This is a genomic window from Arthrobacter sp. lap29 (assembly GCF_032458965.1).
GTDB lineage: Bacteria > Actinomycetota > Actinomycetes > Actinomycetales > Micrococcaceae > Specibacter > Specibacter psychrochitiniphilus.
Genome location: NZ_JAUCEK010000001.1, coordinates 121,278 through 144,889 on the forward strand (window position 1 = coordinate 121,278; position 23,612 = coordinate 144,889).

The following is a 23,612-nucleotide window of genomic DNA, read 5'->3' on the forward strand; positions in this document are numbered from 1 at the left end:
ATGATGTGAGAGTAGTCTCTAGACTGGATCCATGAGTGTACATGCAGAGTCGGGTGACTTCGTTGACAGGGCGCGGAAGGGCTGGGCACAAGTGCGGCCGGACCTGGATGTGGCCAGTATTGAGGTGATGGGGCGGATTACCAGGATTGGTGCCTTGGCTAACCACCGCGCGGAGCGTCATTTGGTTCACGAAGGGCTGACCCGGGCAGAGTTCGATGTCCTGTGCACCCTGGCCCGCAGCGGTGCCCCCTTGCGTGCCAGTGAGGTGACTGCCTCGACAATGCTCAGCGGCGCCTCCACCACCAAAAATGCCGACCGGCTGGCCAGACGCGGACTGATCGAGCGCCTCCCCTGGGAGCATGACGGCCGGGTGGTGCTCCTGCGGTTGACGGTTCAGGGGCAGGAGTTGGTGGATCGGGAATTTCCGCGCTTTCTGGAGCGGGATCGCCAGATGCTCTCCGGTCTGAGCGCGAGCGAACAGGCAAAGCTGGCCACGCTGCTGCGTAAAGTCGCCTTAGCCGCAGAGTCTTCCAGCTAGGCCTCGTAACGCCACACCTCGTTGCGCCACCATCGGATTGTGTCCTCCGCGGCAGTAGCCCACCCGGGCCGGTAGCGTCGATTGCCGGGCACAGCTGCACACCAGCCACACTCACCGACCCGTATTCCAAGCCAAAGGGACTGGCAATCCTCGCAATTCTTGTGGCGCGAATTAGCCCAGCGCAGGCAGCCGGGATAGCAGGGCCTGGGCGGCCGCCGTCGGATCTTGTGCTTCGGTGATGGCGCGGACAACAACAATCCGGGACGCGCCCGCCGCCACCACTTGCTCCACATTGGACAGCTCAACCCCGCCAATGGCGAACCACGGCTTGGTGGTGTTCAGCGATGCGGCGTGCTCCACCAGGGAAAGCCCGACGGCGGCACGGCCCGGCTTGGTGGGGGTGGCCCAGAGAGGTCCCACACAGAAGTAGTCGGCGTAGGGATGCTTCGCGGCTGCCGAAACCTGGGCGGGGTCGTGGCTGGAAAGGCCCATCGAGACCGGCCCCAGAAGTGTGCGGGCGGCAGGCAGCGGCAAATCCTTTTGACCAATGTGGAACACGGGTGCGCCACTGAGCGAAGCGATGTCCGCCCGGTCATTGACAGCCCACAACTTGCCGCATTCCTGTGCAACAGAACGCAACACGGCCAGCAATTCAAGCTCTTCTGCTGCCTCAATGGTTTTATCGCGCAGCTGGATAATATCAACACCGCCAGCAAAGGCGGCCCGCAGAAAATCGGCAAAATCCCCCTGTTTGGCGCGGGAATCCGTGCACAAATACAGTTGGGCGCTCTGGATCGAGGCAACGGTGTGGGCGGGGGCGCCGTCATGGATGGCAGAAATATGGCTCATGTCTCATAGACTAGTGCAGTACCGCGGGAGCCAGTGAAGCTGGCTGAGAGGGCGCCTAATGCGCCGACCGAAATACGCCCCCAGCGGGCGTGGAACCTGATCCGGGTCATGCCGGCGTAGGGAAGGAAGGCATTGTGGCCGATATTTTAAGCACCGACGTAGCCGTCATTGGCGGCGGAATTGTGGGCCTAGGCATCGCCTGGGAAGCCCAACGCGCGGGCCACACCGTCACAGTGATTGATCCTGCCCCCGCCACTGGTGCAACCTTTGCCGCCGCCGGTATGCTGGCCCCGGTCAGCGAACTCCATTACCAAGAAGAAGAACTACTGGCGCTGACACTCGCCTCGGCCGCACGCTGGCCCGAGTTCGTGGCTTCGCTGCCTGTTAGCTTGAGTGCCGCTGAGGCGGAAGCTGCGCGGGGGACTGGCTTCAACGTTTCGCCCACCCTGGTTCTGGGCGGGGACCCAGCTGACCGGCAGGCACTGGCTGACCTGCACGAGGTTCAAAAACAGTATGGGCTGGACTCGGAACAGCTTTCCATCCGCGAGGCCCGGGCCCTGGAACCACTCGTCGGCCCACACATCTCCTGCGCCTACCTGATGAAACAGGACCACCAAGTTGACCCGCGTGCCATGGCCACCGCGCTTCGCATGGCACTGGAAAACGCTTCAGGGGCCCGGGGCGCCGTCTCAGAAGGCACCGAAACAAACGTGCCGGCACCAGCGTTCGTGGCGGAGACCGCCGTCGGACTTCTCCACAAGGATCCGGCGGATAGCCACTCGTGTGTGACCGGAGTGCTGCTAGCTGACGGGCGCGAAATCCACGCCAAGGAAGTGGTGGTGGCCAATGCCCTTGGCGCCCCGCAACTGGCCGGCCTGCCCGAGGGGCTGAAGCTGCCGGTTCGTCCAGTGTATGGGGACGTTTTGCGGCTGCGCGTGCCGGAGCATCTGCTCCCGCTGACCACCGCCACCATCCGTGGGCTGGTGCGCGGGGTGCCTGTCTACATTGTGCCGCGCGAAGACGGCACCGTAGTGATTGGGGCAACAAGCCGCGAAGACGCCAACGCCGGTGTCAGCGCCGGGGGAGTACACCAGCTACTGCGCGATGCCCAGGTGTTGCTGCCCGCCGTGGCCGAGCTTGAACTGCTCGAATGCACCGCCCGTGCCCGTCCCGGAACCCCGGATAACGCCCCGCTGCTGGGACGGGTTTTGGGAGCAACCGGGCGGGACATCACCGGTCTCATCATTGCCACGGGCTTCTTCCGGCACGGTGTGTTGCTGACCCCCATCGCCGCGCTGATAGTCCGCCAGCTGTTGGGGGACATCACGGACCTGGCGTGGACGCATTTCCGCCCCGACCGTTTTTCTCCGTCACTCACCGCTGGCACCGCCAGCACCGCCGGCCCAACCTCGATACCGCTTGCCGGCCCCGCCGGCCCAACCGCGTAGGAGCAACCATGTTCACCATTCAACTCAATGGCACCACGGAAACCCACCCCGCCGGGACCACAGTTGCGGACCTTGTCACGGCCACCACCGGCAGGGCGCTGCTCGCCTCGGGACAGGCTGCCGACGGCGGCCGGCTTGGTGTTGCCGTTGCCCGCAACTCAGGCATTGTGCCTCGCAGCCAGTGGTCCGCCACTGCCGTGGAACACGAGGACGAACTTGAAATTGTCACAGCAGTACAGGGTGGCTAAGATCCCCGCCAACACATCATTGACCGTCCGAGACCGAAAAGTGAATGCCATGACCGAAGCACTGACCCGTAACGATTCCCTGGTAATTGACGGGATTGCGCTGAACTCCCGGCTCATTATGGGCACCGGAGGTGCTCCGAGCCTGTCCGGACTCGGTGCCGCACTCATCGCCTCCGGCACCGAGCTGACCACCGTGGCCATGCGCCGCTACTCGGTGGATGAGGCAGCGGGAGGTGGCACCAATTTGTTCCAGTTGCTGCTCGAGAACAACATTCGCATTCTGCCCAACACGGCCGGCTGCTTTACGGCCCGTGAAGCTGTGATGACAGCGGAACTGGGGCGTGAGGCCCTGGATACCGACTGGGTGAAATTGGAGGTCATCGCTGACGAGCACACCTTGCTGCCCGACGCCCTTGAACTTGCCGACGCCACCGAGCAGCTTGTCAACCGTGGCTTCAAGGTGTTCGCCTACACCAACGATGACCCGGTTCTGGCGCTGCGCCTGGAGCAGCTTGGAGCCACCGCCGTCATGCCGCTGGGTGCCCCCATCGGCACCGGCCTGGGCATCTTGAACCCGCATAATATTGAGCTGATTGTTTCCCGCGCGTCCGTTCCCGTGGTGCTCGACGCCGGAATTGGCACCGCCTCCGATGCCTCCCTTGCCATGGAGCTGGGCTGTGACGCAGTCCTATTGGCCACGGCAGTCACCCGTGCCCAAAATCCGCTTGTCATGGCCGAAGCCTTCAAACACGCCGTGATCGGTGGAAGACTGGCAGCACAGGGTGGCCGCATTCCCAAGAGGGCCCACGCCTTGGCTTCCTCGGCCATGGATGGCCGCCCTGACCTGTAGAACTAGATAAGGAGCCTGCCATGGCGCCCGCAGATGATGTGTTGACCCGGACCCAGATCGATGCTGAACTGGCAACCCTGCCTCAGTGGCGATACGCCGGTGAGCTGCGCTGCGTGCTGAAGTGCCCGACGTCGGCCGGGGCCTTGGAGTTGTTCGCCGCCATTGGGGCGCTCGCCCAGGAAGCCAACCATCACCCGGATGTGGACTGGCGCTATGACACCTTATTTATTGCCACCAGCTCCCATGATGCGGGAGGGCAGATCACGGCACGGGACATTACCTTGGCCAGAGCCATTTCCGCAGCGGCCGTGGCAGCCGGTGCAGAAGCTGCAACGGAAACAAAAAATGATCCCGATCCCGCCTTTTGAAACCGAAATATCGGGCTCCAAAGGCGGGATCGGGATCATTTCCCGGACAGTTCAGCTTTAGTGTGGTACAGCCGCTGCGCAGTTAGTGCATTTGCAAAATTGCGGTGTTGCGCTCCACTTGATGCTGGTGGCGGGCACGGCCTACAAAACCGGCGGTGGCCCAGGCGGCCGCTCCGCCCACCAGCATGGAAAGAATCCAAGGCATCCAAGCGGTGGCGCTGTCATTATTTAGCCCCACAGCCATGGTGAGGATCCAGACCAAGAGAGAGGCAGCCACGGCGGCACCGGCGGGGAGCGCCGCACCGAACATGGCGCGGTGCTTGTCCACAGCCCAGGCAATAGCGCCGAAAGCGGCGGCGGTGAGGGCAATAATGACCAGGGCAACCATGAATGTATCCGCCTCTACGAGCTGTGGATCAGTGACAAAAAAGGGTTCTAGAGTGCGCCGAAGCCTACACCGCGAGCCTTCTCGCCACCCAGTTCAACGTACCCCAGCGCGTTGCCCGGAACAATGATCATCCGGCCCTTTTCGTCTTTAAGACGCAGCTCGGAGCCCTTGGCCAGAGCTTCGGAGACCTGGTTGGCGACGTCGTCCGCACTCTGATCGGATTCAAGGATGATTTCACGGTTGATGTTCTGGATGCCGATCTTGATTTCCACAGCTGTCTCCTTGGTGCACACGTACTTTTAGATGGATATTACAACCACTCTAGGGGCAGCGTGTCAGGATTCCTTGGGGAATCGGCTAATTCCGCGCCAAGCTAAACGGTAAACCAGATCACTGGCCACATCTAGATCAAGGTCGCCGCTTTCTTCGAGCCAGTACCGTGCGCTGACCTGGGCCATACCCGCCAACGCCCGGCCCAGCAGAGCTGCCTCAACAGGGGGCAACTTAGTATCCTCGGCAATGACAGCACCAATCGCGTCGGCGTAGTTGGCATTGAACGCCTCCAGCCGGGCAGCTACCTCGGGATCGTTTACAAGATCGGATTCAAAGACCAACCGGTGAGCCTGATCGTCGTTGGCCATGAATTCAAAGTAGGCCTTCATGGTGGCCTGAACCCGCAATTTGTTATCGGAGGTGGAATTCAAGGCAGCCACCAGCATTTTTGTCAGAGCATCCAAATGGCTCTCCAACAGTGCCAAATACAATTCCCGCTTGCTGGGGAAATGTTGGTACAGGACAGGCTTGCTGACCTTGGCGGTTTCGGCAATTTCATCCATGGCGGCACCGTGATAGCCATGGTTGACAAACACCTCCAGCGCAGAGGTCAGCAGTTGTGCTCGGCGCTCATCACGCGGCATGCGGCTCGACTGCGTCTTCGGCGCGGGGCTATTCTTCGCGGCTGGATTCAAAGTCATGATGGCTGCCTTTCCCTCCGATGCCCGTGGCTGGTGCATGGGGCGGTTCGTGTCATTCTACCGGCCGGTAATCAGCCATACGGCGCAGACTTGGCCGGATTACTCGGGCTAATTATGGGTAGGGGCCGAGCAGGCATGGCGTGGGACCAAGAATACTGCCTGGATCTGAGCCACATCTTCATAGGGTCCCCACAAAAAGAAAAGGGGCCGCCGGTGAGGGCGGCCCCTGGGTGCGCCTGAATCAGGTGCACAGAAACTTAGGATGCGGGGATGACAAGACCCTTGAACTCGGTTTTGAGGAAGTCCCTCATATCCTGTGAGGTAAGCATCGTGAAGAGCTTCTGCACGCGGGGATCATCCTTCATCTCCGCCTTTACCGCCAGCACATTGTAGAAGGCGCTGTCCTCTCCCTCCACCAAGAGCTGCTTGTCTGCGCTCAGGCCTGCAGGCAGTGCGAAGGCCAACGTGACGATCGCCGCGTCCTTGTCATTGAGGGCCTGCGGGAGGCTGGCGTTCTCAATCTCGATGAACTTGAAGTTCTTGGGGTTCGCGGTGATGTCCTTGAGCGTGATGGGGTTCTCTTTGACCTCAATCAAGCCCTTGGACGCCAACAGCAGCAAGGCACGGCCTTCATTGGTGGGGTCATTGGGGACGGCGATGGATGCGCCGTCGGGCAGTTCGCTCAGTGTGGCAATGTCATTGGAGTAGAGGGCCATCGGGGGCAGGTACACCTTTCCGACACTGACCAGGTCCTTGCCGGAGGCCTTGTTGTAGGTCTCCATGAAGGTGGTGTTCTGGAACAAGTTGGCGTCAATGTCACCGTCACTGAGGGCAGCATTGGGGGTGTTGTAGTCGCTGAATTCCTTGTAGTCCACGCTCAGCCCATCCTTCGGGGCCAGTTCTTTGGACACGTACTTGAGCATGTCGCCGGCAGGAACAGCAAGAGCCCCGACCTTGATGGTGTCAGCGGCTGACTCGGAGCCCGCGCCGCAAGCGGTGAGTGAGAGGATAGCGGCTACGCCAACCGCGGCGGCTTTGAGCATTGTGGAACGGATCATGTCGATTCTTTTCTTAGAGGTGTTTGCATGGACGGACTCTCCCGCGACATGCACTTTTTGACGGTTCGGGGATTGAAGCTAAAGGAACGGACGGGCGCGTTTCTTAGCGGTGTGAAAGACGCCGCGCGGCAAAGTTGCCCAGGGATTGAAATAGCTGCACCAGCAAGATCAAGAGGATGACCACGGCAAACATGTATTCAGGGCTATAGCGCTGGTAGCCGTACCGGAAGGCCACATCGCCCAGACCGCCACCGCCCACGGCGCCCACCATGGCCGAATAGCCGATGAGCCCCACAATGGTGGTGGACAGCCCCAATGCAATGGCGGGCACGGCCTCGGCCACCATGACTTTGGAAAGAATGGTCCAGCGGGTGGCACCCAGTGATTCGGCGGCCTCGACCAGCCCAATAGGTACCTCACGGATGCCGATTTCCACCAACCGGGCGAAGAACGGGATGCCGGCAATGGTCAGTGGAACAATGGCTGCCGTGGGGCCAATGAAGGAGCCCACAATCAACCGGGTGAACGGAATCAGCAGGATCATCAAGATGATGAAGGGGATGGAGCGGCCTATGTTAACCAGCAGGTCCAGCACCTTGTTGATGATGATTCCCCAGGCGCGGCTGCCGAAGGGTTTGGCAAGGAGACCGCCAGCTTCGGTGGTCACCAGGACAACTCCGGCACCCAGGCCAAAAATCACGGTGAAAAGCAGGCTGATGCCCACCGTGTACAACGTTTCACCAGTGCCCTGCAGAACCGTCTCGAAGAGGTCACTCCAAAAGGACGGGTCATTGCGGTCTAGCATCCGATTACCTCCACAAAAAGTCCTTGATTGCGCAGATCTTCGATGGCTGCGGTGACGATTTCCCGTTGGCCGGGAAGTTCCAGCCGGGTTCTGCCCGTTTGGCGCCCGTGGATGGTTTCAATGGCGGCACCTAAGATACCCACGTCAATGCCATGTGTTCTGGCCAGCTGTGCAATGACGGGGCGGTCTGCAGTAACACCGTTGAAGGTGATCTCAATGATGGTGTTTCCGTTCTTGGGAATCTCACCAAGTTGGAAAAGGGCCTGCCCCAGCAGGGACTTTTTGGTGGTGAGCAACCCCTCAACAGTGCCTTGCTCCAAGATCCTGCCCTGGCTCATGACAGCAGCGGAATCACAGATTCTCTTCACTACATCCATCTCATGAGTGATCAGCATGACGGTCAATCCCAGTTCCCGGCTAAGTTCACGAATCAGATCCAAGATCTGCCGTGTGGTCTCAGGATCCAATGCTGACGTTGCTTCATCGCTGAGGAGCACTGATGGTTTGGAGGCAAGCGCACGTGCTATTCCTACCCGTTGTTTCTGGCCGCCGGAAAGTTGGGCAGGGTAGGCTGCGGCTTTGCCCTCTAGCCCCACGAGTTCCAGGATTTCCGCTACACGCTTGCGGCGTGCGCCCCGGTCCATGCCGGTGATCTCCAAGGAGAGTTCCACATTGGATTGGACAGTCCTGCTGCTCAACAAGTTGAAATGTTGGAATATCATGCCGATGTTGTGGCGGGCCGAGCGCAGCGCGGCACCCTTAAGGCGGCTGATATCCGCCCCGTCAACAGTGACCGTGCCGCTATCGGGGCGTTCTAGAGAATTGATGGTCCTGATGAGGGTGCTCTTGCCGGCACCGCTTTGACCAACGACGCCGAAAATCTCGCCCTTGGCGATGTTCAACGAGACATTCTCGAGTGCATGGACGGCAGTATCCCCTGAGCCGTAGCTCTTGCTGACCCGGTCAACTGAAATCATGGTGCTCCTGTTCCCGCTGGTAGTTTTCGGCATGTCCCACAGGCGCGCACAGACGGCACACCGCAGAAAATTCTCCCAAATGCCAGTCACCGGAGTAAAATCAGAACTATCGAGACCTCAGGATAGAAATGGCGGCACTTAGTTCATTCAAATGAACGGCATTGACGCAGCCGGCTCCATCCTCACCAGCAATGTCCGGATTTTCATCGGCCAGATGGCAGCCGCCCTGCAATGAGATCTTGCTCACATACATGTGCGGGTTTATATTCAATGTTTATTCACCAAGCGGTTCCTTCGCATACCGCCCACGCCAACCCTCGCCCACGCCAACCCTCGCCCACGCCAACCCTCGGGGTGGCGGCTGGGGCAGGCACACCTTAGATTGTTAGCTATGGTTTCCTTGATCCAGCCCTTACTCGCGAGCACCTCAACTTCTGCACCACTCTTGCCGCCTCTTGTGGAGCCCGGCCCGCCCTTGGCTGCGCAGGAGCTGGAACGGTATTCCCGCCACGCATTGATTCCCGAAATTGGGTTGACGGGACAGCGCCGCCTCCGCAACGCACGTGTGCTGGTCATTGGAGCCGGCGGGCTGGGATCGCCAGCCCTGTTGTACCTGGCGGCGGCAGGGGTAGGCACGTTGGGCATCATTGATGATGACACCGTGGAATTGAGCAATCTGCAGCGTCAGGTGATCCACGGGGTGGGGGACATTGGCCGCTCCAAGCTGGAGTCTGCCCGCGATTCCATCGTGGAGTTGAACCCCGGAATCAATGTTCGCCTGCACCCTGTCCGGCTGGATTCTTCCAACGCCCTGGAACTCTTCGCCGACTATGACATCATCTTGGACGGCGCGGACAACTTCGCCACCCGGTACCTGGTCAACGATGCCGCCGCCATCCTAGGCAAACCGTATGTGTGGGGTTCCATCCTGCGCTTCGATGGCCAGGTCAGCGTCTTCTGGGACAAGTTCGGCCCCAACTACCGTGACCTTTACCCCGAGCCGCCAGCCCCCGGCACTGTGCCATCCTGCGCGGAGGGCGGCGTTTTTGGCATGCTGTGCGCCTCGATTGGGGCCATGATGGTCACCGAAGCGGTCAAACTGATCACCGGCATTGGCCAGAGCCTTTTGGGCAGGCTCCTGATTTTCGATGCGCTCACCTCCCGCTGGCGTGAAATCCGCATTGCCAAGGACCCCGCAGCGGCCCCCATCACGGAACTCATTGACTATGAGATTTTCTGCGGCCTGCTTCCAGAGGTGAAGAACGACGCCGATCTCATCTTCGCTGATCAGCTTGCCGAACGTTTGGCCAACCGAGAGCAAGGCAAAGACGACTTTGTGCTGGTGGACGTGCGTGAGCCAGTTGAGTTTGAGATCTCCCGCATCCCCGGCTCAGTATTGATTCCGCTGGCGGGTATTCGCGACGGCTCCGCGCTGGATAAATTGCCGCAGGAGATTCCCCTGATTGTGCATTGCAAGGCCGGCGCCCGCTCGGCCCAAGCGTTGGCGAGCCTGCGCGCGGCCGGGTTTGCCGACGTCGTACATCTTGATGGGGGGATTGATGCCTGGACCCGTTCCGGGCACTAATGCCTTGGTGGCCGGAGACAAACCGGGCGTACAGGAGTAAATTGCCCCTCAAAGAGTTCTTCCCAAAAGAACACTTCCGCATGCAGGTCAAGGGGCACCATATGAATCATCTTCAGCATCAGCCAACGCCGCAAGCTCCCATTGGGTCAGGCTTTAATCATCACACCACGGCAGCCATGGTGGTGGAAGGCATGGACCTCTCGGGGTGCACGGCCATTGTCACCGGCGGGTATTCAGGACTGGGGCTGGAGACCGTCCGGGCCCTAGCCGGGGCAGGGGTTAGCGTGAGTGTTCCGGCCCGCCGCCCCGATCACGCTCGCGGCGTGTTTGCCGCATCCGATCTTGGCGGTGTGGAGGTGTTCGAGCTGGATTTGGGTGACCTCAGCAGTGTCCAGAACTTCACCAACACATACCTGAAATCGGGCGCCGGGTTGGACATCCTCATCAATAACGCGGCTATCATGGCGTGCCCGGAAACACGCGTGGGGCCCGGGTGGGAGGCGCAATTCGCCACGAATCATCTGGGTCACTTTGCCCTTGTCAATGGGCTCTGGCCGCTGTTATCAGATGGTGGGGCGCGGGTGGTGGCGCTGTCCTCCACCGGGCACAAACGCTCCGGCATTCACTTTGAAGATCCCCAATTTACACAGGGGTACGAGAAATGGGAGGCCTACGGAGCGTCCAAAACAGCCAATAGCCTTTTTGCCGTGCAGCTTGACGCGTTCGGGGCGGACCATGGCGTGCGGGCGTTTGCCGTCAATCCCGGAGGGATCATGACGGGGCTCCAACGTCACCTGCGCCAGGAAGAAATGGTGGCGGCCGGGTGGATGGATGAGGCTGGCAAGGTCCGTGCAGGCTTCAAAACTCCTGAGCAGGGTGCCGCAACCTCGGTATGGGCAGCCACGGCGCCAATGCTGGATGGCAAGGGCGGGGTGTACTGCGAGGATTGTGACGTGGCCAGCCCCACCGATCCGCAGTCAGAGTTTGCACGCTTTGCCGGTGTGGACGCCTATGCGGTTGACCCGGAGCAGGCCCGGAGGCTGTGGGAGCTCTCGGCGGAGCTGACAGGCATCAACGCATTCCGGTAAGAGGTGGGGCTACCTTAGGCCGTTTCTTCGCGCAGCGGGAGGACCGGAAAGGACTCTTGTGCCGGGGCAGCTGTTTCCACGGCCTGACCAATATCCTGCGCTGACGGACGCAAACCGTAGAGGGCATCCAATGCTGCCAAATAGCTTTCAGCATCCCCCGCTGCGGCCAATTCCTTGGCGCGGACCGTAGGCACATGCAAGAGTTGCTTGACCATGCGGCGCATGGCAAATTCAACCTCGGCTGTTGCTGCGGTGCAGCCGTGCTGTTTGCGGACCTTGGCCAGCTCGTCATCGAGCACGCCCAAGGTATGCCGGCGCAGCGCAACAATGGCGTGGTCCAGGGATCGCGAATTTTGGGCCTGCGCAAACTTGGTGGTGGCCTCCGCCACCAACGCCGAGGCTTGGGTCAGGGTTGACTCCTGTTCCGCCGGGGCCGCTTGGCGCACTGTTTCAAGAGTGAGCAAGTCCACACCCGGCAGATCAGCCACATCCGGGGTGAAATCGTGACTCAAGGCCAGGTCTATGACGGTCAGCTGCGGGGAATCCGCGGTGCGAAGCTGTGCCAACTCCGCCGTGCTGATTTGCTCCCCGGATCCGCTGCAACCTACCAAGAGGGAAGCGTGCATCAGTGCGTGGGGTAGGGACTGGCTGTCAAGGGCCGTGCCGCCGCGTGAGGCGGTGAATGTCTCGGCCCGGCCGGAGGAGGAGTACACGGAAATGTCAGTGCAGCCACGCTCCAGCAACTGGGCCATGGCGGCTCCGGCATAGGCGCCTGTGCCAAAAAGTACCGCTGAGGAACCGGCAAGGGACCCTGAAGCTGAGGGAGCGTTGGCCAACACGCCGGCCGAAGGTGAGGGAGCGTCTTGTAGTTCGGCGGCCAGATCTAACGCAACAGAAACTACTGACATGCCTCGGCGCCCCAGTGCCGTCTGGGCGCCAACGTCCTTGGCAGTTTTGGCAGCAGCTTGAAAAAGCCTGACTAGCGGGGGCGTGGTGAGCCCCAGATCCTGGGCGGTGCCCAGAGCGCGGCGCACTTGACCGGCAATCTCACGTTCGCCCACTACAGCGGATTCCAGGCCCGTACTCACGGCAAAGAGGTGCCGGACCACAGCATCACCTTGCAAGGTGGCCAAAGCCCCCGAGACGTGCACTATTGACAGGCCGCTATGGCGGCTAATAGTTTCAATGGCTGTTCTGCGGGCCGCGTCTACGGCGTCGGAACTGTTTGCCTGAACGTAAAGCTCATACCGGTTGCAGGTGGCCAAAGTGATGAGCCCGGCCACGGCATTGTTGGCTGCGCAGAGCTCAGCGCTGGCCGCCGCGGCCCCGGCGCTGAGGCGGGCAACGGTTTCCAAATCGATGTCTGTGTGCGAAGCAACTAATGAAAAGAGAACCACAATTTCACAATGGTAGACCCCCAAGCTGAGTTTTTATGCACAAGATGCACATAAGCGTCACTAAGAATATGTGAGCCTTGCCACCGGCAGGTCGAGGGGCGGAAACCTCTACGGTGACAGTTTGTGCACAAACTACGCCCAGAATGGCTCGGTAGGGTGGTGCCATGACACTGAGCCCAAGCCACCCCCTGATGGATGGCCGCACCGCAAATTCCCCCTTGATCACGGCTTACCGGGGTGGCACACCTAGCCGCCGTCCCGTTTGGTTTATGCGCCAGGCCGGGCGCTCACTGCCCGAGTACCGGGAGTTGCGGGTGGGTACCACCATGCTGGAATCCTGTCTCAAGCCAGCCATGGCAGCTGAAATTACTTTGCAGCCGGTCCGGCGCCATGACGTGGACGCCGCCATCTTTTTCTCCGACATTGTCATTCCGCTCAAACTGGCCGGAGTGGGTGTTGATATTGTTCCCGGCGTAGGCCCGGTGCTGGAAAAGCCTATCCGCACCGCGGCGGACATTGCGGCACTGCCCGAGCTCACGGATGCGGCGCTGGACCCCATTCGCGAAGCCGTTGCTTTGACGGTGGCAGAGCTAGGTAGCACCCCGCTCATTGGTTTCGCCGGCGCCCCGTTCACTGTGGCCGCCTACATGGTGGAAGGCCGCCCTTCACGGGATCATCTGGGCCCGCGCACCATGATGCACGCCGAGCCCCAGCTGTGGGCCGAACTTATGAATTGGGCTGCCGACGCCTCAGGCAAATTCCTGCGTGCGCAAATCGAGGCCGGTGCCAGCGCAGGCCAGCTCTTCGATTCCTGGGCGGGGTCGCTGGGACTGGCCGATTACACCGAACACGTGGCCCCGGCGTCGTCCCGGGCACTGGATCATGTCCGGGACCTGGGTGTGCCGCTGATTCACTTTGGCACAGGAACCAGTGAACTTCTCGGCGCCATGCATGATGTGGGTGTGGATGTCATGGGTGTGGACTACCGGCTGCCACTGGATGAGGCCAACCGCAGGCTCGGCGGAAAGGTGCCACTGCAAGGCAACATTGACCCGGCCTTGCTCAGTGCCCCGTGGGAGGTCCTCGAGGCACACGTGCGCGAAGTTGTTGCCGCTGGCGCCCATGCGCCCTCGCATGTGGTGAACTTGGGTCATGGGGTGCCGCCTGAGACGGATCCGGCTGTTCTGAGCCGTCTCGTGGAGCTTGTGCACTCTATTTAGCACTGACGTACCAGCAAAAAAGGGGAATCCATGGAAAACCGCAGAATCGCAGCCAAGGCGCATAGGCCCCAGAGCCACCCGGCACCCAATAGGGCTGTGGTGGTAGGTGGCGGTATCTCCGGCTTGTTGGCCGCGAAAGATCTCCAGGCTGCGGGTTTCCAGGTGAGCATTTACGAGGCCGCCACCACATGGGGCGGCTGCGTTGCCTCCCATGAGGTGGCGGGTGTGGTGCTGGATGCGGGGGCGGAATCCTTCGCCACCCGCAACACCGCTGTTGCTGATCTAGCCACCGAATTGGGGCTGGGAGCGCAACTGACCACCCCCAATCCCGCCGGTGCCTGGGTGTGGCTGGCGGAGGGCCCGGTGCCCCTGCCTCGTACGGGCATTCTGGGTATCCCCTCGGATTTGAGCGCCCCGGAGGTGCGTGCTGCCCTGGGCGCCTCCGGTGTTTTACGTGCTGCCTTGGACGCCAAAATGCCCGTCAGCATCGGCACCACGGAAGCGGTCTCCAGTGTGGCCGAGCTGGTGCGGGCGCGCATGGGTAAGCGCGTGCTGGAACGTCTTGTGGCTCCCGTGGTGGCAGGGGTTCACTCCGCCGATCCGGAAGTGCTTGACATTGATGTGGTGGCGCCGGGGCTGCGCGCGGGCATTCGCGAGCACGGCTCCCTCGCGGCGGCCGTGGCGGCCCAACGCGCTGTTGGAAGCAAGCCCGGCTCCGCCGTAGGCGGGTTGGTGGGCGGCATGCACTCCCTCGTCACCGCGCTTGTGGCGGATTTGCGCAGCTCCGGCGTGTCCATGCATGCCGGGCATCGGATCAACGCCGTCTACCGCGGTGACACCGATCCGGAGCAGACGCCCCCCCAGCGGAAATACGACGGCGGTGCGCCCCCGCCCTGGATTGTTGACTGGCAGCATGGCACCGACAGCGGGTTTGAATCGGCGGGGGTGCTAGTCCTCGCCACGGACGGGCCCACTGCCGTGAAGCTGCTGGGCGTGGAACTGCCGCACATCTTGGACTTTATGCCAGCCACCGGCCCAGACATCCGCCTGGTCACCCTTGTGGTGGACGTGCCTGAGCTCGACTCGGAGCCGCGCGGTACCGGCGTGCTGGTGGCCCCCGAGGTTGAGGGCATCAAGGCCAAGGCGCTGACCCATGCAACGGCCAAGTGGGACTGGCTGGCTGACTCCACGGGCCCGGGAACGCATGTGTTGCGGCTTTCCTATGGCCGTGCAGGTGTCAAAGCTTCCGATGCTGTTCGCCTCACGCCAAGCACGCCCAAGGAAGAAGATTTGCTGCCCACGGCCCTCGCCGATGCCTCCACCCTGCTCGGTATTGAAATAAGTGAGGCCGATCTGCTGGGCTCAGACGTGGTCCGTTGGCGGGGCGCCTTGCCGTTTGCCGCCGTGGGACATCAGGCAAAGATGGCCCGGATCCATGCCCTGGCCAATGAGGTTCCGGGATTAGTTTTGACGGGTGGATGGATGCACGGGAACGGCTTGGCCGCGGTTGTCAGTGGCACCAGACGCCAGATCCGGGCCGCGGTAGACGCCTCGCGCCGACTGTGATCTTGCGCACTTTCTACGCAATGTAGAGAACGCCGTTTTTTGTTTCACGGGAACTAGGTGCAAACTAGAAACCATGACGATAGACACTTACACACAATCTGTCACTAAAACTCCTGCTGAAACGCCGTTCACGCTATGGACTGTCTTCAAGAGGAGCGGATCTTTCACTGGCGGCGAGGACGCGGTGGCGCAATTTGATACGTTGATTGCATCCCTCGCCACTGAGAGCATCACCGTGCGAGGCTCCTATGACGTCTCAGCCATGCGCAATGATGCCGACATCATGATCTGGCTGGTGGGGGCCGATGCGCAGGGGCTGCAGCGCGCCGTGCGCAGCATTCGCCGGACCGCTTTGTTCCAGGCCACTGAGATTGCCTGGTCGGCCATGGGCGTGCACCGTGAAGCTGAGTTCGCCAAGTCCCACGCACCGAGCTACATGGGCCCGAATGAGCCGAAGGGCTGGGTCTGCGTGTACCCGTTCGTCCGCTCCTACGATTGGTACATCCTGCCCGCCGAAGAGCGCAGCCGCATGCTGCGTGAACACGGCATGCTGGGCCGGGAATTCCCTCAGGTCCTGGCCAACACGGTTTCCGCCTTCGCCTTGGGTGACTGGGAATGGCTGCTGGGTCTGGAAGCTGACGAGCTGACCGATCTCGTGGATATGATGCGCAGCTTGCGCTACTCCGATGCACGCCTGCACGTGCGCGAAGAAGTCCCTTTTTACACCGGACGGCGGATTGAATCCGCCGAGATTGCCGAGGTCCTGCGATGAGCGTTGCACCTAAAACTGAGAATGCCGTGATGGCTCCCGCCGAGTACGACGCCGTCTTGCTGGCCTCCTTCGGTGGGCCTGAGGGCCAAGACGATGTGATCCCGTTCCTGCGCAACGTCACGCGCGGGCGCGGCATCCCTGACGAGCGCCTCGAAGAGGTGAGCCACCACTACCGTGCCAATGGTGGCATCAGTCCCATCAACGCCCAGAACCGCGCACTGAAGGCCGCCCTTGAGGCTGAGCTGGCCGCGCGCAACATTTCTCTGCCGGTACTCTGGGGCAACCGCAATTGGGACCCGTACATCCCCGCAGTTCTGCAGGACGCGTACGATTCCGGTCACCGCCGGATCTTGATGCTCACCACCAGCGTCTACTCCTCCTACTCCAGCTGCCGCCAGTACCGCGAGGACATTGGCATGGCACTGACCGAGACCGGCCTGGACGGGAAACTGGCAGTGGATAAGGTACGCCAGTACTTTGACCACCCGGGCTTTGTTGAGCCCTTCATTGAAGGCACAGCCGCATCACTGGCCACCGTGAAGGCCGCCTTGGCTGCAGCGGGCAAGGACCCGCAGTCCGTCCACGTCATGTTCGCCACACACTCCATCCCCACCAGGGATGCGCAGGCTTCTGGCCGTTCGGAACTGCAAACAATGATCTTTGAACAGGACTCGGCTTACGTGGCCCAGCACCTTGCCAACGCCGAGGCCATCATGGCCAGGGTTGACCCCGCGCAGGAATTCTCGCTGGTGTACCAGTCCCGTTCAGGTGCACCTCACGTGCCGTGGCTGGAACCTGACATCAATGATGCCTTGGCTGACATTGCCGCGGCAGGGACACAGGGCGTTGTGGTGGTTCCGCTGGGTTTCATCAGCGACCACATGGAAGTCCTCTGGGATCTGGACACCGAGGCGAAGGAGACTTGCGCTGAACTTGGCCTGGCCTTTGACCGCGCACCCACCCCGAGCACTCACCAAAAGTTTGTCGAGGGACTGGTGGATTTGATCTGTGAGCGGACCGTGCAGAACAACATTGCAGACCGCCCGGCCATGACCAAGTTGGGGCCCTGGTATGACGTGTGCAATCCAGGGTGCTGCGCCAATTTCCGCGGTGAGAAGCCAGCCATTGCCGAAGTGGGCAGCACAGTGGGACTTCCTGCCGCCGCACAAGGTGGTTCTTAATCTCCATGGCACAAACAGTGGCAAGCGTGAAAATTGGAACCCGCGGAAGCAAACTGGCCCTGAGCCAGACTGGGCAGATCACCGAACAGCTTAGTGCTGTGGGTGGCTTTGACGCCGAGATTATCCCCATCAAGACTGACGGCGATGTCCTGACCGGACCACTGTCCCAAATGGGTGGCACGGGCGTATTCGCCGCAGAACTGCGCTCCGCTGTGCTTGACGGACGGGTGGACGTGGCCGTTCATTCACTCAAGGACCTGCCCACGGCCGCCGTGCCCGGCTTGGCTCTTGCAGCTGTGCCGGTGCGCGCGGATGCACGGGATGCGCTGTGCGCCCGCGACGGGCTGAAACTGAGCGAACTTCCGCTGGGGGCCACAGTAGGTACGGGATCCCCGCGCCGGGCAGCACAATTGCTCGCCGCACGGGCCGATCTTCTCATTGTGGACATCCGCGGCAACGTGGAAACCCGGCTGGGCAGGGTCCCTGGTTTGCCGGGAAACCCCGAGGCCGCAGTGGTTCCCGGAAAAGTTGCTGACCTTGACGCCGTGGTGCTTGCCGCGGCCGGGCTGGGACGCATTGGCCGGCTCGAAGCCGTCACGGAATTCCTGGAAGCCGATGTGATGCTCCCCGCGCCCGGCCAGGGTGCACTCGCCCTGGAATGCCGCGCCTCTGACACGGATCTGAGCGCCGTTCTGGGTCAGTCACTGGCCGCCATTGATGACACGGATACGCGTTTGGCAATCACGGCAGAACGGGCGCTTTTGGCCCGGTTGGAAGCAGGATGTGCTGCACCGGTGGGAGCCCTCGCACACCGTAAAGGCTCCATGCTGTACCTGGAGACAGTGGTTGTTTCACTGGATGGAACGCGTTCCTTGCGGCTGAAGAAGGCCACGGACGGGCTCAGTGTTGTGGGGGCCACGCTCCTTGGCATTGAACTGGCCGAGGAACTACTCGCCGGCGGTGCGGCCGATCTGGCGGATTTGGGCGCCAAAGCGTAATGACCGAGTCCGCCCCGCTGGTCCAGCCTGTTGGTGCCGAACCGCTGGCCGGGTTGCGCGTTGCCGTCACCCGGAGTGTGGACAGGGCTGGCGCGCTGCTGGCCGCACTTGCTGCGGCAGGGGCAGAACCGGTTTTGGTGCCGCTGATTGACTTCGAGGTCGCCGAGCAGAACGCGTTGGGTGCTGCAATGCGCAGGCTGGCCGCGGGAGAGTTCCAGTGGCTGGTCATCAGTTCCATCACCACCGTGCGGGCACTAAAGCAATGGTGTGAAGGGGCCGGGACGTCCCTGGCCGCGCTCATTCCGGCAGGCACCTCCGTGGCCACGATCGGCCCAACCTCAGTAGACATCCTCGCCGCCGAAGGCATCTTGGCCGATCTAGCACCCACGGACGTGCAATCGGCCGCCGGGCTTGTTGCCTTGTGGCCCCCATTGGAGAATGACGCGGGCTCCGGCTGCAACCGTGTCCTGCTGCCGTCATCGAACCTGGCCGCACCCACCCTGCGCGACGGGCTCGCGGCCAAGGGCTGGGATGTTGAGGCCGTCACCGCATACAAAACCGTTGACTACCCGGCGTGCACTGAACTAAGACTGACCGCAACGCTGGAATCTAGATCCCCGGAGCGAGGATGGCTTTCCCAAGGTCGCCCAGCGACCGGGGAAATCTTAGTGCTCGCGAGGGAACCTAGATTCCAGCAGCTTTCCCCGGCCCAAGCCGACGGGGAGATCCAGGCGGGGGCGATCAACGCCGTCGTACTTGCTTCGGGAAGCGCAGCCCGGCGGGTAGCGGCAACCCTGACACCGCTACCCAAAGGCTGCCTGGTCGTTGCGATTGGGGAGCCCACACGGGCGGAGTCGGAGCGGTTGGGGATGCCCGTCGCGGCAACCGCGGAGCATCCCACGCCGGAAGGGATCGTGGCCGCATTGGCACGGGCCCGCACAAATTTTCAGAACCACACAGCTATGGAGTCATCATGAGTTTCCCCCAGCACCGCCCACGCCGTCTACGCACCACCGCTGCCATGCGCAAGCTGGTGCGCGAATACGCCGTGGCACCATCGGATCTGATCCTGCCCGTTTTCATCCGCGAGGATCTTAGCGAACCCAAGCCCATCACTTCCATGCCGGGCGTGGTGCAACACAGCACTTCCTCGCTCGTGGCGGCTGCGCGTGAAGCACTGGCCCTGGGGCTCGGCGGCATCATGTTGTTCGGGATTCCTGCGGAACGCGACGCCACGGGAAGTGCCGGGCTGGACCCCTTTGGCGTGCTGAACAAAGCCATCCGCGATGTCCGTGCCGTGGTGGGCGATGAGCTCGTGGTCATGAGTGATCTGTGCCTGGATGAATTCACTGACCACGGACACTGTGGCGTGCTCAATGCCTCCGGGCAGGTGGATAATGACGCCACCCTAGAAATTTACGCCAAGATGGCTGTGGCGCAGGCTGCTGCCGGCGCGCACGTTGTGGCGCCCTCCGGAATGATGGACGGCCAAGTCGCGGTGATTCGGGAGGCCCTGGACGCCGCCGGTTACGCCGATGTTTCCGTACTGGCCTACGCAGCCAAGTACGCCTCAGCGTTCTACGGCCCGTTCCGTGAAGCCGTGGATTCCCAGCTCGACGGCGACCGCCGCACCTACCAAATGGACCCCGGCAACCGTCGCGAAGCCCTTCACGAGGTGGAGCTGGATCTGGCTGAGGGCGCCGACATTGTGATGGTCAAACCGGCCATGAGCTACCTGGACATCCTGGCCGACGTTGCCGCCATGAGCCCCGTCCCCGTTGCCGCATACCAAATCTCGGGGGAGTACGCCATGATCGAGGCCGCAGCCGCCAACGGTTGGATCAACCGCCGCGCCGCCATTGAGGAATCCGTGCTGAGCATTAAACGTGCCGGAGCCACCATGATCCTGACGTACTGGGCGGCCGAATTGGCCGGCTGGCTGCGCGAGAACTAATTCACCCCCTCTCCTAATAACTACGCCAAGGATTTTTCATGACCAGCTCACAAGAACTTTTTGACCGCGCCAAGACCCTCATGCCCGGCGGGGTGAACTCACCCGTGCGTGCCTTCGGCTCCGTGGGCGGCACACCGCGCTTCATGGTCAACGCCAAGGGTGCCTACCTCACCGATGCTGACGGCCGCGACTACGTGGACCTGGTCTGCTCCTGGGGTCCGGCGCTCCTGGGCCACGCCCACCCTGCTGTTCTGGCCGCCGTCCACACAGCCGTTGACCACGGCCTGAGCTTTGGCGCCTCTACCCCGGCCGAAAGTGAACTGGCCGCTCTTGTGCAGGGCCGGGTGTCCGGCGTGGAACGCCTGCGTATGGTCTCCACCGGCACCGAGGCCACCATGACGGCCGTGCGCCTAGCCCGCGGTTTCACGGGCCGCGATCTCATCATCAAGTTTGCCGGCTGCTACCACGGTCACCTCGATTCCCTGCTGGCCGCTGCTGGCTCCGGCCTGGCCACCCTGGCACTGCCCGGATCAGCCGGTGTCACGGCCGCAACCGCAGCCGAAACGCTCGTGTTGCCGTACAACGATCTTGCTGCCGTCGAGGCCGCGTTCACTGAGTACGGGGACCGGATTGCCGCCGTCATCACCGAGGCCGCGCCCGCCAACATGGGTGTTGTCACGCCGGGGGAGGGCTTCAACGCGGGGCTCTCCCGCATCACCTCCGCCCACGGCGCGCTGCTCATTCTGGATGAGGTGCTGACAGGATTCCGTGTTGGCGCCTCCGGATACTGGGGCCTGACCGGCGCTTCAGAGGGGTGGACACCTGACCTGTTCACCTTTGGCAAGGTCATTGGCGGCGGACTTCCCACGGCGGCCTTGGGCGGCCGCGCGGACGTCATGGACTACCTGGCCCCACTGGGACCGGTGTACCAGGCAGGCACGCTGTCCGGAAACCCGGTAGCTATGGCCGCCGGTGTTGCCACACTGACCGCCGCAACGTCAGCCGTGTATGCCACCGTGGATGCACGCTCGCTGGAACTCTCAACTGCGTTGACCTCTGCCTTGTCCGCCGAGGGCGTTGACCACTCCATCCAGCGGGCCGGGAACTTGTTCTCCGTAGCGTTTGGCACCTCCGCCAACGGGGTCCACAACTATGCTGACGCGCAGGGCCAGGAAGTGTTCCGCTACGCCCCGTTCTTCCACTCCATGCTCGATTCCGGGGTGTACCTGCCGCCGAGTGTGTTCGAGGCCTGGTTCCTCTCCGCCGCCCATGACGATAACGCCATGAACCGCATCTTTGACGCGCTGCCAGCAGCAGCGAAGGCAGCAGCCGCCGCCGCCGTCTAACGCACGAGAGGCCTCACAAAGCCGGGCTTGTTCTTGTCAGTGAGTCACGGTCACCCTTGTTATGAATGATTCTAGGCGCCGGTAGACCTCCTGGGACTCGGGATAGCGGAAGTTCTGCTGCCATGTGTGCTCAGTGTTGGAACTGCCCCAGCTGTAGACCATGGAGTCAACCGGGACGCCTTGCTCGCTGAGGGTTTTGATGAAGTTCATGTTGGAGTCATAGAAGAAATCCCGCTCCGAGGTGGTCACGAAAACGGGTGGGCAACGTGAATCGAGCCACTCGATGGGGGACATGTAGTGGGCGGCCTCGCGCAAAAGGTGATGCCGGACGTGGAGGTGCTTGTTTTTACGACGGCTGGCCGCATCATCGCCCTGGGGCAGGAGCATTCGGATGAAATTCAGGCTCATGACAAAGCCCTTGTCGAAGAACACCGAAAAGTCCACGATGCTGCAGTGCTGCACCAACCCACGCAATTGGTTCGGTTGCAGGGCCGAGTGCAGGTGATAGTGTTCGGCAAGCTCCGAACGGATGGTGGCTGCAGCCATGAGCGCAGAGATTTGTCCACCAGCGGAGTCACCGCCGAGTACGATCCGCTCGCGATCGCCGTTGAAATGGTCAATGTGGTCCTCAACCCAGACCAACGCGGCGTTGGCGTCCTCCAGTACGTGTCCCAGATGGAAATTTGGGGCCATCCGGTAGTTCACGTTGACCACCACCACGCCACTGGCGGCCTGACCTGCACAGTATTTGGTCAGGGACGCCTTGTCCCCGGACGTCCAGCCGCCACCATGGAAATACACGTACACGGGGAGGGGATGCAGGGCTTCTTCGCCGCTGGTGTTGGGAGGGGCCATGACATCGAGCAGGTGCCAATGGATGTGGTCGCCAACAAAGTCAATGTCATGCCAGTACCGCACATCGGTGATGGGCTCAGAATTCAGGGTCCGCACTTCCACCTTGCTGATGGTGTGCATGAACATCCTCCACATCCACACCGGCACACGTGTCAGCATGCTCCTGGCCCTGCGGGCGGGGGCAAACGCGCCTTGGTGCGGCTGCTGTTCGGCCATGCTTCCAGATTACGCCCGCCGTGCTGGGCGGAAGCTGTGAATCCCCCTGTCCTCCCGCTGCTCGTGCCTCGCAGTGGGTCCCTCGGACATGTGGGCCCACCCTGTCCTCCCGCTGCTCGTCAAACAACGACGGCGGCACTTGCCCAACGCAACAAGCGTGGGGCAAGTGCCGCCGTCGTTAGTTAAAAAGCGTTACAGCACGTCGGAGAGGAAGCCCTTCAGGCGGTCCGTCTTGGGGGCGCTGAACAGTTCCTCGGGGGGACCAGTCTCCACCACAACGCCGGCATCCATGAAGGTGACGGTGTCGGAGACATTGCGGGAAAAACCCATCTCATGCGTGACAACAACCATGGTCATGCCGCCCTTGGACAGGTCGGTCATGAGCGCCAAAACACCCTTGACCAGTTCCGGGTCCAAGGCTGAGGTGGCCTCGTCAAAAAACATGACTTCCGGTTCCATCGCCAAGGCGCGGGCAATGGCCACACGCTGCTGCTGGCCACCGGAAAGGTTACCCGGCCGCGCGTCGGCCTTGTGCTTGAGACCCACCAGATCCAGCTGCTCCAGAGCCTTGGCCCGGGCCTGGTCCCTGGGCATCTTGCGGATCTTGATGAGCGCCAGTGCCACGTTGTCCAACACTGTTTTGTGGGGGAACAAATTGAACTGCTGGAAGACCATGCCAATACGGCGCCGGAGCTCGTCCGGGTTGTCCTTGAGGACGGATCGGCCATCGAGCAGGATGTCGCCCTGTTCCGGCTCGATCAGCCGGTTCATGACGCGCAGCAGCGTGGACTTTCCTGAACCGGAAGGTCCGATCACGGATGCCGTGGTGCCCTGCGGAACGTGCAGGTCAATACCGCGTAGCACCTTGTTGGAGCCGAACGCCAAATGGATGTTGGTGGCGCTCAGGGAGCCTGACTTAAAATCACTCATG

At 61.8% G+C, this 23,612-nt stretch carries 25 protein-coding genes and 1 riboswitch; of the genes, 15 read left to right on the forward strand and 10 right to left on the reverse strand.

Annotated elements, in window-relative coordinates; all coding sequences use genetic code 11:
- Positions 1 to 31 precede the first annotated feature (31 nt).
- The gene (locus tag RY113_RS00555; RefSeq protein WP_315912919.1) at positions 32 to 538 is read left to right on the forward strand and encodes a MarR family transcriptional regulator; all 507 of its coding nucleotides are present in this window, start codon (positions 32 to 34) and stop codon (positions 536 to 538) included.
- Between the two features lie 171 nt (positions 539 to 709).
- Here RY113_RS00555 and thiE read toward each other — a convergent pair whose 3' ends face one another.
- A complete protein-coding gene (gene thiE / locus RY113_RS00560) occupies positions 710 to 1,387 on the reverse strand; it encodes a thiamine phosphate synthase (protein WP_315912920.1) in 678 nt (225 codons plus the stop codon).
- Between the two features lie 14 nt (positions 1,388 to 1,401).
- A riboswitch (TPP riboswitch) is annotated at positions 1,402 to 1,527 on the forward strand.
- Here thiE and thiO point away from each other — a divergent pair.
- From thiO to RY113_RS00580, 4 genes are all read left to right on the forward strand, one after another.
- Positions 1,522 to 2,835 carry a glycine oxidase ThiO gene (gene thiO / locus RY113_RS00565; protein ID WP_315912921.1) on the forward strand — a complete coding sequence of 438 codons (1,314 nt, stop codon included), beginning with the start codon at positions 1,522 to 1,524 and terminating at the stop codon, positions 2,833 to 2,835. (Overlaps the previous riboswitch by 6 nt.)
- 8 nt (positions 2,836 to 2,843) lie before the next feature.
- Complete coding sequence (gene thiS / locus RY113_RS00570; RefSeq protein WP_315912922.1) at positions 2,844 to 3,083, forward strand: sulfur carrier protein ThiS; 240 nt, start codon at positions 2,844 to 2,846, stop codon at positions 3,081 to 3,083.
- A gap of 49 nt (positions 3,084 to 3,132) precedes the next feature.
- Positions 3,133 to 3,933, forward strand: a complete 801-nt coding sequence (locus tag RY113_RS00575; protein ID WP_315912923.1) for a thiazole synthase — start codon at positions 3,133 to 3,135, stop codon at positions 3,931 to 3,933.
- A gap of 20 nt (positions 3,934 to 3,953) precedes the next feature.
- Positions 3,954 to 4,301 carry a 4a-hydroxytetrahydrobiopterin dehydratase gene (locus tag RY113_RS00580; RefSeq protein WP_315912924.1) on the forward strand — a complete coding sequence of 116 codons (348 nt, stop codon included), beginning with the start codon at positions 3,954 to 3,956 and terminating at the stop codon, positions 4,299 to 4,301.
- Between the two features lie 82 nt (positions 4,302 to 4,383).
- On the opposite strand, the gene RY113_RS00585 is transcribed toward RY113_RS00580, so the two are convergent.
- The 6 genes from RY113_RS00585 to RY113_RS00610 all read right to left on the reverse strand — a co-directional run bounded on the left by RY113_RS00585 (position 4,384) and on the right by RY113_RS00610 (position 8,503).
- Complete coding sequence (locus RY113_RS00585; RefSeq protein WP_315912925.1) at positions 4,384 to 4,689, reverse strand: hypothetical protein; 306 nt, start codon at positions 4,687 to 4,689, stop codon at positions 4,384 to 4,386.
- 47 nt (positions 4,690 to 4,736) lie between these two features.
- On the reverse strand, positions 4,737 to 4,961 hold the full coding sequence (locus tag RY113_RS00590; RefSeq protein WP_110107016.1) for a DUF3107 domain-containing protein: 225 nt from the start codon (positions 4,959 to 4,961) through the stop codon (positions 4,737 to 4,739).
- Positions 4,962 to 5,024: 63 nt separating this feature from the next.
- Entirely contained in the window at positions 5,025 to 5,663 is a 639-nt protein-coding gene (locus tag RY113_RS00595; protein WP_110107093.1) for a TetR/AcrR family transcriptional regulator, read from the reverse strand.
- Between the two features lie 257 nt (positions 5,664 to 5,920).
- On the reverse strand, positions 5,921 to 6,721 hold the full coding sequence (locus RY113_RS00600) for a MetQ/NlpA family ABC transporter substrate-binding protein (protein ID WP_315912926.1): 801 nt from the start codon (positions 6,719 to 6,721) through the stop codon (positions 5,921 to 5,923).
- Positions 6,722 to 6,824: 103 nt separating this feature from the next.
- A complete protein-coding gene (locus RY113_RS00605; RefSeq protein ID WP_110107018.1) occupies positions 6,825 to 7,526 on the reverse strand; it encodes a methionine ABC transporter permease in 702 nt (233 codons plus the stop codon).
- Entirely contained in the window at positions 7,520 to 8,503 is a 984-nt protein-coding gene (locus tag RY113_RS00610; RefSeq protein ID WP_110107019.1) for a methionine ABC transporter ATP-binding protein, read from the reverse strand. The genes RY113_RS00605 and RY113_RS00610 overlap by 7 nt, the downstream gene beginning before the upstream one ends.
- Positions 8,504 to 8,894: 391 nt before the next feature.
- On the opposite strand from RY113_RS00610, the gene moeB reads away from it, so the two are divergent.
- Both moeB and RY113_RS00620 read left to right on the forward strand, forming a co-directional pair.
- The gene (gene moeB / locus RY113_RS00615; RefSeq protein ID WP_315912927.1) at positions 8,895 to 10,088 is read left to right on the forward strand and encodes a molybdopterin-synthase adenylyltransferase MoeB; all 1,194 of its coding nucleotides are present in this window, start codon (positions 8,895 to 8,897) and stop codon (positions 10,086 to 10,088) included.
- Between the two features lie 101 nt (positions 10,089 to 10,189).
- Positions 10,190 to 11,176 (forward strand): SDR family NAD(P)-dependent oxidoreductase, encoded by a 987-nt coding sequence (locus RY113_RS00620; RefSeq protein WP_315912928.1) that lies wholly within the window; start codon positions 10,190 to 10,192, stop codon positions 11,174 to 11,176.
- A 14-nt stretch (positions 11,177 to 11,190) separates the two neighbouring features.
- On the opposite strand, the gene RY113_RS00625 is transcribed toward RY113_RS00620, so the two are convergent.
- Entirely contained in the window at positions 11,191 to 12,573 is a 1,383-nt protein-coding gene (locus RY113_RS00625) for a glutamyl-tRNA reductase (protein WP_315912929.1), read from the reverse strand.
- A 164-nt stretch (positions 12,574 to 12,737) separates the two neighbouring features.
- Between RY113_RS00625 and hemE the strand changes: the two genes are divergently transcribed.
- The 8 genes from hemE (at position 12,738) to hemL (ending at position 21,610) form a co-directional block, all read left to right on the forward strand.
- Complete coding sequence (gene hemE / locus RY113_RS00630; protein WP_315912930.1) at positions 12,738 to 13,793, forward strand: uroporphyrinogen decarboxylase; 1,056 nt, start codon at positions 12,738 to 12,740, stop codon at positions 13,791 to 13,793.
- Positions 13,794 to 13,823: 30 nt separating this feature from the next.
- A complete protein-coding gene (hemG, locus tag RY113_RS00635) occupies positions 13,824 to 15,359 on the forward strand; it encodes a protoporphyrinogen oxidase (RefSeq protein ID WP_110107024.1) in 1,536 nt (511 codons plus the stop codon).
- A gap of 73 nt (positions 15,360 to 15,432) precedes the next feature.
- On the forward strand, positions 15,433 to 16,131 hold the full coding sequence (hemQ, locus tag RY113_RS00640) for a hydrogen peroxide-dependent heme synthase (protein WP_315912931.1): 699 nt from the start codon (positions 15,433 to 15,435) through the stop codon (positions 16,129 to 16,131).
- Entirely contained in the window at positions 16,128 to 17,312 is a 1,185-nt protein-coding gene (locus RY113_RS00645) for a ferrochelatase (RefSeq protein WP_110107026.1), read from the forward strand. Before hemQ ends, RY113_RS00645 begins: the two co-directional genes overlap by 4 nt.
- 5 nt (positions 17,313 to 17,317) lie before the next feature.
- Positions 17,318 to 18,310: a hydroxymethylbilane synthase gene (hemC, locus tag RY113_RS00650; protein WP_315912932.1), complete on the forward strand. Its 993-nt coding sequence runs from the start codon at positions 17,318 to 17,320 to the stop codon at positions 18,308 to 18,310.
- On the forward strand, positions 18,310 to 19,287 hold the full coding sequence (locus RY113_RS00655) for a uroporphyrinogen-III synthase (protein ID WP_315912933.1): 978 nt from the start codon (positions 18,310 to 18,312) through the stop codon (positions 19,285 to 19,287). Before hemC ends, RY113_RS00655 begins: the two co-directional genes overlap by 1 nt.
- Entirely contained in the window at positions 19,284 to 20,264 is a 981-nt protein-coding gene (gene hemB, locus RY113_RS00660; protein WP_315912934.1) for a porphobilinogen synthase, read from the forward strand. The genes RY113_RS00655 and hemB overlap by 4 nt, the downstream gene beginning before the upstream one ends.
- A 38-nt stretch (positions 20,265 to 20,302) precedes the next feature.
- Positions 20,303 to 21,610: a glutamate-1-semialdehyde 2,1-aminomutase gene (hemL, locus tag RY113_RS00665; protein WP_315912935.1), complete on the forward strand. Its 1,308-nt coding sequence runs from the start codon at positions 20,303 to 20,305 to the stop codon at positions 21,608 to 21,610.
- 36 nt (positions 21,611 to 21,646) lie between these two features.
- On the opposite strand, the gene RY113_RS00670 is transcribed toward hemL, so the two are convergent.
- Positions 21,647 to 22,681 carry an alpha/beta hydrolase gene (locus RY113_RS00670; RefSeq protein WP_315912936.1) on the reverse strand — a complete coding sequence of 345 codons (1,035 nt, stop codon included), beginning with the start codon at positions 22,679 to 22,681 and terminating at the stop codon, positions 21,647 to 21,649.
- Positions 22,682 to 22,873: 192 nt separating this feature from the next.
- Positions 22,874 to 23,611, reverse strand: coding sequence for an amino acid ABC transporter ATP-binding protein (locus tag RY113_RS00675; RefSeq protein ID WP_110107031.1), 738 nt, complete (start codon positions 23,609 to 23,611; stop codon positions 22,874 to 22,876).
- Position 23,612 lies beyond the last annotated feature (1 nt).

What these genes read in the sequence shown, in the direction of transcription:
- hemE (WP_315912930.1), top strand. Translation starts at nt 12,738, where the DNA reads ATGACACTGAGCCCAAGCCACCCCCTGATGGATGGCCGCACCGCAAAT.
- moeB (WP_315912927.1), top strand. Translation starts at nt 8,895, where the DNA reads ATGGTTTCCTTGATCCAGCCCTTACTCGCGAGCACCTCAACTTCTGCA.
- thiS (WP_315912922.1), top strand. Translation starts at nt 2,844, where the DNA reads ATGTTCACCATTCAACTCAATGGCACCACGGAAACCCACCCCGCCGGG.
- RY113_RS00645 (WP_110107026.1), top strand. Translation starts at nt 16,128, where the DNA reads ATGAGCGTTGCACCTAAAACTGAGAATGCCGTGATGGCTCCCGCCGAG.
- RY113_RS00605 (WP_110107018.1), bottom strand. Translation starts at nt 7,526, where the DNA reads ATGCTAGACCGCAATGACCCGTCCTTTTGGAGTGACCTCTTCGAGACG.
- RY113_RS00610 (WP_110107019.1), bottom strand. Translation starts at nt 8,503, where the DNA reads ATGATTTCAGTTGACCGGGTCAGCAAGAGCTACGGCTCAGGGGATACT.
- hemQ (WP_315912931.1), top strand. Translation starts at nt 15,433, where the DNA reads ATGACGATAGACACTTACACACAATCTGTCACTAAAACTCCTGCTGAA.
- RY113_RS00575 (WP_315912923.1), top strand. Translation starts at nt 3,133, where the DNA reads ATGACCGAAGCACTGACCCGTAACGATTCCCTGGTAATTGACGGGATT.
- RY113_RS00655 (WP_315912933.1), top strand. Translation starts at nt 18,310, where the DNA reads ATGACCGAGTCCGCCCCGCTGGTCCAGCCTGTTGGTGCCGAACCGCTG.
- RY113_RS00670 (WP_315912936.1), bottom strand. Translation starts at nt 22,681, where the DNA reads ATGGCCGAACAGCAGCCGCACCAAGGCGCGTTTGCCCCCGCCCGCAGG.
- RY113_RS00555 (WP_315912919.1), top strand. Translation starts at nt 32, where the DNA reads ATGAGTGTACATGCAGAGTCGGGTGACTTCGTTGACAGGGCGCGGAAG.
- RY113_RS00595 (WP_110107093.1), bottom strand. Translation starts at nt 5,663, where the DNA reads ATGACTTTGAATCCAGCCGCGAAGAATAGCCCCGCGCCGAAGACGCAG.
- thiE (WP_315912920.1), bottom strand. Translation starts at nt 1,387, where the DNA reads ATGAGCCATATTTCTGCCATCCATGACGGCGCCCCCGCCCACACCGTT.
- RY113_RS00620 (WP_315912928.1), top strand. Translation starts at nt 10,190, where the DNA reads ATGAATCATCTTCAGCATCAGCCAACGCCGCAAGCTCCCATTGGGTCA.
- hemB (WP_315912934.1), top strand. Translation starts at nt 19,284, where the DNA reads ATGAGTTTCCCCCAGCACCGCCCACGCCGTCTACGCACCACCGCTGCC.
- hemC (WP_315912932.1), top strand. Translation starts at nt 17,318, where the DNA reads ATGGCACAAACAGTGGCAAGCGTGAAAATTGGAACCCGCGGAAGCAAA.
- RY113_RS00600 (WP_315912926.1), bottom strand. Translation starts at nt 6,721, where the DNA reads ATGATCCGTTCCACAATGCTCAAAGCCGCCGCGGTTGGCGTAGCCGCT.
- RY113_RS00675 (WP_110107031.1), bottom strand. Translation starts at nt 23,611, where the DNA reads ATGAGTGATTTTAAGTCAGGCTCCCTGAGCGCCACCAACATCCATTTG.
- RY113_RS00580 (WP_315912924.1), top strand. Translation starts at nt 3,954, where the DNA reads ATGGCGCCCGCAGATGATGTGTTGACCCGGACCCAGATCGATGCTGAA.
- hemG (WP_110107024.1), top strand. Translation starts at nt 13,824, where the DNA reads ATGGAAAACCGCAGAATCGCAGCCAAGGCGCATAGGCCCCAGAGCCAC.
- RY113_RS00585 (WP_315912925.1), bottom strand. Translation starts at nt 4,689, where the DNA reads ATGGTTGCCCTGGTCATTATTGCCCTCACCGCCGCCGCTTTCGGCGCT.
- hemL (WP_315912935.1), top strand. Translation starts at nt 20,303, where the DNA reads ATGACCAGCTCACAAGAACTTTTTGACCGCGCCAAGACCCTCATGCCC.